This window comes from Streptomyces niveiscabiei, from assembly GCF_001419795.1.
Taxonomy (GTDB): Bacteria; Actinomycetota; Actinomycetes; order Streptomycetales; family Streptomycetaceae; genus Streptomyces; species Streptomyces niveiscabiei.
In genome coordinates this window covers 1-7,009 of sequence record NZ_LIRL01000222.1, presented here as the reverse complement: position 1 = coordinate 7,009, position 7,009 = coordinate 1, and the positions used below count along the sequence as shown (strand labels likewise).

Below are 7,009 nucleotides of genomic sequence, written 5' to 3'. Positions count from 1 at the left end.
GTTGTGGTCGATCCACACGTGGTCGGTGCCGAAGACGACGACCGCGTCGTACTCCGAGTTCCAGTTGCCGGTGTGGTTGTCGTCGGTCGGGTCCCACTTGGGGAAGCAGTCGAGGGGCGCCTCGATCGTGAGGTTGCGCAGGATGACGTTCGAGACGCCCTTGATCTGCAAACTCCCGCCCAGGATCCCGGAGTTCTTGCCGACGCCGACGATCGTCGTGTTGCTCGGGACGTTGGCCTTGATGACCGAGTCCTGGTTCGCGGCGGAGGCGACGCGGGCGTCCTCCTGCGGGCCCATGGCGACCTTGTCGTTGCCGTAGACGGCCGGGTCGTAGTCCTTCAGGTACTGCTGGAGGTCGTACCCGCCCGCCTCGAAGGCTTCGCAGCCCTCGGAGACCGCGTCGATCATCCCCTGCACCTTGATGATCTTGGGAGCGCTCCCGCCGGCCGCGAGGGCGGCCTTGAACTCCGCCCAGGTGGTGACGGTGTAGACGTGCTCGGCGTCGGCCGCGGCTCCTCCGGTGGTGCCGGTGCCGTACGAACCCCAGCCGTCGCCTGTGCCGAGTACCTGGCGGGACAGGTCCGTTCCGCGTTGCGGCTGGGCCTGGGCCTGGGCTGCGACGCCGGTCAGCGAGAGGACGAGGGCCGTGCAGCCCAGGATCGCGCCGGATCGCTTCAGGCGGCGTGCACTGACATGATCATGACACTTTCGTGCGTACATGGTGCGGCTCTCCTTTTTCGGAACAGGGGGGTGGGGTGCTACTCGGCCACGGCGTCCGGCCACGTGATCCACGACTCCGGGATCTCCTCGTCCAGGCGGCGCGCCTCGCTCCGCGCCAGCACCCTGGTTCTGACCAACTCCCGTGCCACCAGGCGGGCTACGGCGATCGCGCCCGGCGGGTTGAAGTGCGTGTTGTCCTGCTCGGTGGCGGTCCAGTTGAAGTACTTCTTCGTCTCCTCCACGCCCAGCTGCTGCCACAGCGCGAGGGAGAGGGCCTGGGTGTCGAGCAACGGGACCTTCGCCGCCGCTGCCAGGGCTCTCATCGATGCCGGGTACTCGCCGTGGGTGGGCACCGAGTTGCCCTGGGCGTCGAATCTGCGGCGCTCTATCGAGGTGGCGAGGACGGGGCGGGCGCCTTTGGCTCGGGCGCCGTCGATGTAGAGGCGGAGGTAGTCCTGGTACGTCGTCCAGGGTTCCGTGTAGCGGGTGGGGTCCTCGGCCTTTTCGTCGTTGTGCGCGAACTGGATGAGGAGGAAGTCGCCGGGTTTGATTGCGTCGAGGATGACTTCGAGGCGGCCCTCGTCGACGAAGCTCTTGGAACTCCGGCCGTTCACGGCGTGGTTGGCTACGGATATTCCCTTGTGCAGGAAGAAGGGCAGGGCCATTCCCCAGCCGGTTTCGGGGGCGGCGGGGGCGTATTTCTGGGCGGCGGTGGAGTCGCCGGCGATGTAGAGAGTGCGGCGGTTCGCGGAATGGGCGGGGGTGGTTACGGTGAGGGGGATCGCAGCGAGGGCCGCCACGGAAACCTGTCTACGGGTGAGGGACAAGGTAGGTCAGCCTTTCTTTTTTCACGGGTGGCCTGCACCCTGCGACGTACAGGCCACCCCAACGGCGAAACCCAGCAATTAACCTCGCTGCTGCTTCCACTCAGCCTGAGCCGCGTTCAATTCCTCGGCCAACTTGTCCAGGAAGTCCTTCGCGCTCATCTTCCCGAGCAGCACCTTCTGGAAGTTCGGCTCGTTGTCGGCCTTGGAGATCGTGTTCCAGTCAGGCAGGTAGTACGGCAACTGAACGATGCTGGTGGACCCGTCCGTCAGCGCCGCAGCCGCCAACTTCGTGGGCTCCGCCTTCTGCACCCACGCATCGCCGGCGGCCTCCGTATTGGACGGCACCTGCCCGGCCGACTCGTTGAACTTCGAGTTCTCCGCCTTGGACAGCGCGAACTCGATGAACTTCCACGCGGCCTCCTTGTTCTTGGAGCTCTTGAAGATCCCGAGCCCGTCGACGGGGTTGGAGACCTGGACCCGCTTGCCGTTCGCGGCGGTGGGAGAGGGAATTCCCCGGAACTTCCCGACCCCGAGCGCCTTCACGTGGTCCTGGTAGGAACCGAGGTTGTGGTTGAGCATCCCGATCGTGCCGGAATCCCACTGCGCGACCATCTTCGTGAAGTCGTTGTTGAGGTCGGCGGAGGGGGTGACCTTCTTGTAGAGCGCGGCGTACTTCTCCAGCGCGGCGACGTTCTTGGGATCGTTGACGGTGGTCTTGTCACCGTTCCAGAAGGAGGTGATCTGGGACTGCCCGTACATCGCGTCGAGGGCCTGCGCGATGGACCCGGCACCACCACGGATGGTGTAACCGAATTCATTCTTGCCGGAGTCGGTGAGTTTCTCGGCGGCGGCGTAGAAATTGTCCCAGGTGGTGGGCGGCTGGAGCCCGGCCTTGCTGAACAGGTCGGTCCGGTAGTACAGAACGCCGTTGTTGGCGGAGGTGGGAATGGAGTAGAGCGTCCCGTCGCCGCCCCCGGCGGCTTTGAGGGAGGCGACCATGTCCTTGTTGAGCTTGCTGCTCAGCGGCGATTTCGCGAGTTTGTCGTCGAGCGGCTCCAGCGCCTCCTGCGCGGCGAACCCGGCGAGCATGGCCGCGCCGACCCCGCCGACGTCGGGCAGGCCGCCGCCGCGGATCGTGGTGTCGACCTTGGACTGGTACTCGGTCGCGGCGATCCCGACGTACTCGACCTTGATGTCGGGGTTGGCCCGCTCGAAGTCGGCGATGACCGTCTTCCAGATGTCGGTGCGGACACCGCCGTTGTTGTCCCAGAAGACGATCTTCCCGGTGCCGCTGCCCTCGGACCCCTTGTCGCCGCTGCCGCTGCCGTCGTCGCCGCAGGCGGTTGCGGTGAGGGCGAGCACGGACCCCAGGGCGACGGCCGCGGCGGCGCGGCTGTTTCTGCGGTTTCTGTTCTTCATCGGTCGGCTCTCTTCATTGAGGTGTCTGCTCGGTCCGGTCGTGGGGGTCAGTGCGTGCGGGCGGTGTGGGGTGCCCAGCCGTCGGTGCCCTTGAGGTAGGCGGTGACGGTGTGTCCTGTGGCCTGATCATCCGTCAATTGGGGTCGGTCCGGGGTGACTTCGGCTGAGGCTCCGGCGCCGTGGTTGCGGTACTCGGCGAGCCGGGCGTCGCGCCAGGAGAAGCCGCCCATGTCGGTCCAGGGTGCCGCCTTGATCGCGGCGGGGAGTTCGGTGTCGCGGATCAACACCTGTGCCACGGCGTCGGGTTGGCCGCCGGGGTGCCAGGGCCGGCCGAGGTGGAAGCTGCCGGCGGGGGCGTCGCTGACGATCCGGGAGCGGGTGATCAGGAACCCGTAGGGGTTGCCCGTCCAGGTCGAAGCGGCCGTGATGTAGCCGTTGTTGGTGTCGGAGCCCCGGCTCAGCGCCCGGATCTCGGAGCGTTCGATCACGGTCGTGGCGCGGCCGTAGACGAAGTCGACGTCCCCCTCGATGTAGGAGCCGCGGATGTAGACCCGGCTGACGGTGGTCAGGTTGGGGCTGTCGGTCATCAGGGTGTCCTGGTTGCCCAGGAAGGCGGTGTCCTCGAAGACGATCCGGTCGCCGGTCGTCTTCATCGCCAGCGCCTGTTCGCCGTTCAGCTCGACCGCGGCCTCGTCGAAGTCGTTGCTGAAGGTGAGGTGCCGGGCGGTGACGTCGTTCGCGGCGATCCGTACCGTCGCGCTTCCCGTCGAACCGCCGTGCTCGGCGGGCGTGTCGTAGACGATGACGGTGTCGGCGCGGCTGTGTCCAGTCCCTTGCAGGAGGATCTTCGGCTTGTTCGCGGGGATGAACACCTTGGCGCGGTAGGTGCCGGGGGCGATCGCGATGGTCACGGGTACGTCGTTGCCCGCCGGTACGGCGTCCACGGCGGCCTGGACGGTCGGGTAGGCGGCGGGGACGTTCAGCGTCGTGCCGATCTGCTTCTGCGGGCCGGAGAAGCGCGTCACCAGCGCGGGTACGGCCGCGGCCGGGTCGAGCCGATAGCCGTAGAAGTCACGGGGGTTGAAGGCGGTTCCCCAACTGTCCGTGCGGCCGGTCGTGTTGCGCAGGATCGAGCCGCGTTGCACCAACTCGGCTGTGGTGTCGGCCTGGTAGGGGTGTTGGACGCCGTCGTAGTAGCTGTTCTCGATGACCATCCTGGTGCGGCCCCGGGCCCAATTGCCGTACGTCCAGACCGGATCGGCGTCGGCGACCTGTGCGGACAGGTAGTTGTTGTAGAGGTGCGCGTAGGCGCAGTTGTCCGCCGAAGGGTTGCGTTGTTTGGTGCCGGTGAACCAGTTGTGGTCGATGGTGATCTGGGTGAGCGCGTTCGTCGTCCAGCCGATGCCCAGCGCCTTGTTGTGGTTGCGGAACTGGTTGTAGGAGACGGTGACGTACTGGCTGTCCTTGCGGATGTCGAGCAGTCCGTCGCCCATGTGCTGGAGGCGGTTGTGGTCGATCCACACGTGGTCGACGGTGTCCATCTGGATCGCGTCGAAGTCGGTGGTCTTGCCGTCCCAGTCGCCCTCGACGTACGAGTCGCGGATCGTCAGGTTGCGGATGATGACGTTGCTGGTGCCGGGGGTGAGGTGGAGTTCGCCGTGGACGATCTCGCCGGTGTCGCCCACGCCGATGACGGTCTTGTCCGAGGCGACGACGATGTTCGAGCCGAACGGCTCCACGGCGATCGAGCCCTTGACGCGGATGACGTAAGGCTCGGGCGCGGAGGCGTACTTGGCCAGGGACGCCTGGTCGGTGACGGTGACGACCTGGCCGCCGGCGCCGCCGGTGGTGCCGCCCGCGAGGGAGGCGAAGCCGTGCGGCTTGTCGGTCCAACGGGAGGGGTGTGTACGGGAGTTGTCGAGGGGCGGGGTCGCGGAGGGGCTGTTCGCGGAGGGGCTGTTCGTCGAGCGGGCGCCCTCAACGGCCGTTCCCTCTCGGGCCGTTGTTCCGGCGGCTCCCGCCTCTCCAGCCGTTCCGAGTCCCAGGGCTGCGACCATGCCGAGCAGGGCGGCCAGGACCAGCCCGGCGCCCGGTCTGCGCTTGCTAGGGAAGTGCGTCATTGCGGCTCCCAACAGGCGTGTTGAGTACGTGAGTTACAGAGAAGTGATCCTGAAGCGGGTGAAGACGGCGGAGCCCGCGTGCCCGCTCCCCTCGGGTGCGAGGGCGACGAGTCCGAGCAGGGCGCCCACCCACCGCCAGGGCGTGGCGGCGAAGACGGGGCCCGACGGACGCAGGCCCTCGCCGACGTCGTAGAAGAACCGGCAGCGTGCCCCCTCGCCGATCTCGATGCGCAGCCGTACCCGTCCCGTGGGCACCAACTGCGGGTGTGCGGCGTCCCGTTCGCGCTCGGCGACGCCTTCGGCGAACCGGTGCACGAGGTGGACCGTGCCGTCGGGGCCGCGCTGGAGCCCGATCCAGCTGAACGCGTCGCCGAGGACGGCGAGTCCGCCCCGGGCGCCGGGGTCCTCGCTGGGCAGTTCGAGGTTCACCTCGACGGCCGACGGGCGTCCGGGGAGCCGCTGGGTGAGGATGTTGGGGAGTTTGCGCAGGTCGTGCGTGTCGGCGGTGCGGACGCAGGACAGCCGCAGGCCGTCCCCGGAGTGCTGGGTGGCCCAGCCGTCCTGCGGGTTCGCCGTCCACGCCCACTGCCGGCCGAAGCGTCCGCCGGGGAAGTCGTCGTCGGTGGCGGGCGCGGCGTCCGGCTGCGGGGGCAGGTCGGGGCGCTTGTGTACGGCGACGGGGGCCCCGTCGGCGCCGAGGACGGGCCAGCCGTCGTCGCCCCAGCGCATCGGCTGGAGGTGAACGACCCTGCCGTAGGCGCCGCGTTGCTGGAAGTGCAGGAACCAGTCCTCGCCCGTCGGGGTGCGTACCCAGCCGCCCTGGTGGGGGCCGTTGACGTCGGTGTCCTTCTGTTCGAGGACGATGCGTTCCTCGTAGGGGCCGAAGAACTCCCGTGCGCGGAAGGCTCCTTGCCAGCCGGTCTCCACTCCCCCGGCGGGCGCGAGGATCCAGAAGCGGCCCTCGTGGCGGTAGAGCTTGGGGCCTTCGAGGGTGAACCAGCCGGGGATGCGGTCGGCGTCGACGATGACCTTGCCCTCGTCGAGAAGTGACCGTCCGTCAGGGTTCATGCGGTGGCCGGTGAGGCGGTTCTTCACGCCGGAGCGGGACTTGGCCCAGGCGTGGACGAGGTACGCCTCGCCGGTCTCGTCGTCCCACAGGGGGCAGGGGTCGATCAGGCCCTTGCCTGCCTTCACCAGGTGCGGGCGGGTCCAAGGGCCCCTGATCTCGGGGGCGTTGACCTGGTAGATGCCCTGGTCGGGGTCGCCCCAGAAGATCCAGAACCGGTCGTCGTGGTGCCTGAGCGAGGGCGCCCAGACTCCGCAGTCGTGCCGGGGGCTCCTGAACTCCGCCGCAGGCTCCAGGAGTTGGAGCGCGTGTCCGACGAGCGTCCAGTTGACGAGGTCCCGGGAGTGCAGCAGCGGCAGCCCCGGTGCGCGGCCGAAGCTGGACGCGGTGAGGTAGAAGTCGTCGCCGACGCGCAGGACGTCGGGGTCGGACCAGTCCGCGTTGAGGATCGGGTTCGTGTACGTCACTGGCTGACCGCCTTCCGGACCAGGGCCGTCGCCTCGTCGCGCCCGAGCCGCCCGTCGGCGACGACGGTGACGATCCGGCGTACGGCGGTCTCGGCGGGCGGGATCGCCAGCCGTTCGGCGGACGCCAACGACGAGCCCACGCCGGGGTATTCGGCGGTGCGGACGAACCACGGGTCGCGCCGGGTGAGGTCGGTGGCGCCCGCGAAGACGAGGGTCCAGCCGGCGCCGGCGAGCGCGAGCCAGTCGGCGCGCGTGCCGTGCACCTCGGTCTCGCCCTCGGCGTCCGGGGTGAAGACGTCGGGCGGTGAACTCTCCTTGCGGGCCCGCCAGAAGAAGCCGCCGTACGCTGCGCCGGGGCGGCCGTTGGTGGCGGGGCTGCCGATGGTCAGG

6 protein-coding genes are annotated in these 7,009 nt (G+C 68.5%); all 6 read right to left on the bottom strand.

Annotation, left to right across the window (positions count from 1 at the left end; all coding sequences use genetic code 11):
- Positions 1-720, bottom strand: a 720-nt coding sequence (locus tag AOK24_RS50535) for a pectate lyase family protein (protein ID WP_478078765.1), incomplete at its 3' end; no start/stop codon positions are given.
- Positions 721-758: 38 nt separating this feature from the next.
- Positions 759-1,547, bottom strand: coding sequence for a rhamnogalacturonan acetylesterase (locus AOK24_RS12415; protein ID WP_055720121.1), 789 nt, complete (start codon positions 1,545-1,547; stop codon positions 759-761).
- A gap of 78 nt (positions 1,548-1,625) precedes the next feature.
- Positions 1,626-2,966: an ABC transporter substrate-binding protein gene (locus tag AOK24_RS12410; RefSeq protein ID WP_055720120.1), complete on the bottom strand. Its 1,341-nt coding sequence runs from the start codon at positions 2,964-2,966 to the stop codon at positions 1,626-1,628.
- A 47-nt stretch (positions 2,967-3,013) separates the two neighbouring features.
- Complete coding sequence (locus tag AOK24_RS12405; protein ID WP_055720119.1) at positions 3,014-5,086, bottom strand: pectinesterase family protein; 2,073 nt, start codon at positions 5,084-5,086, stop codon at positions 3,014-3,016.
- Positions 5,087-5,119: 33 nt separating this feature from the next.
- On the bottom strand, positions 5,120-6,619 hold the full coding sequence (locus tag AOK24_RS12400) for a glycoside hydrolase family 43 protein (RefSeq protein WP_055720118.1): 1,500 nt from the start codon (positions 6,617-6,619) through the stop codon (positions 5,120-5,122).
- Positions 6,616-7,009 (bottom strand): DUF6807 family protein (locus AOK24_RS12395; RefSeq protein ID WP_206191186.1); only part of this gene is annotated, 394 nt, incomplete at its 5' end. The genes AOK24_RS12400 and AOK24_RS12395, both read right to left, overlap by 4 nt.

Bases quoted from the DNA above. Each gene is read 5' to 3' on its own strand.
- AOK24_RS12410 (WP_055720120.1), bottom strand. From the start codon at position 2,966: ATGAAGAACAGAAACCGCAGAAACAGCCGCGCCGCCGCGGCCGTCGCC.
- AOK24_RS12405 (WP_055720119.1), bottom strand. From the start codon at position 5,086: ATGACGCACTTCCCTAGCAAGCGCAGACCGGGCGCCGGGCTGGTCCTG.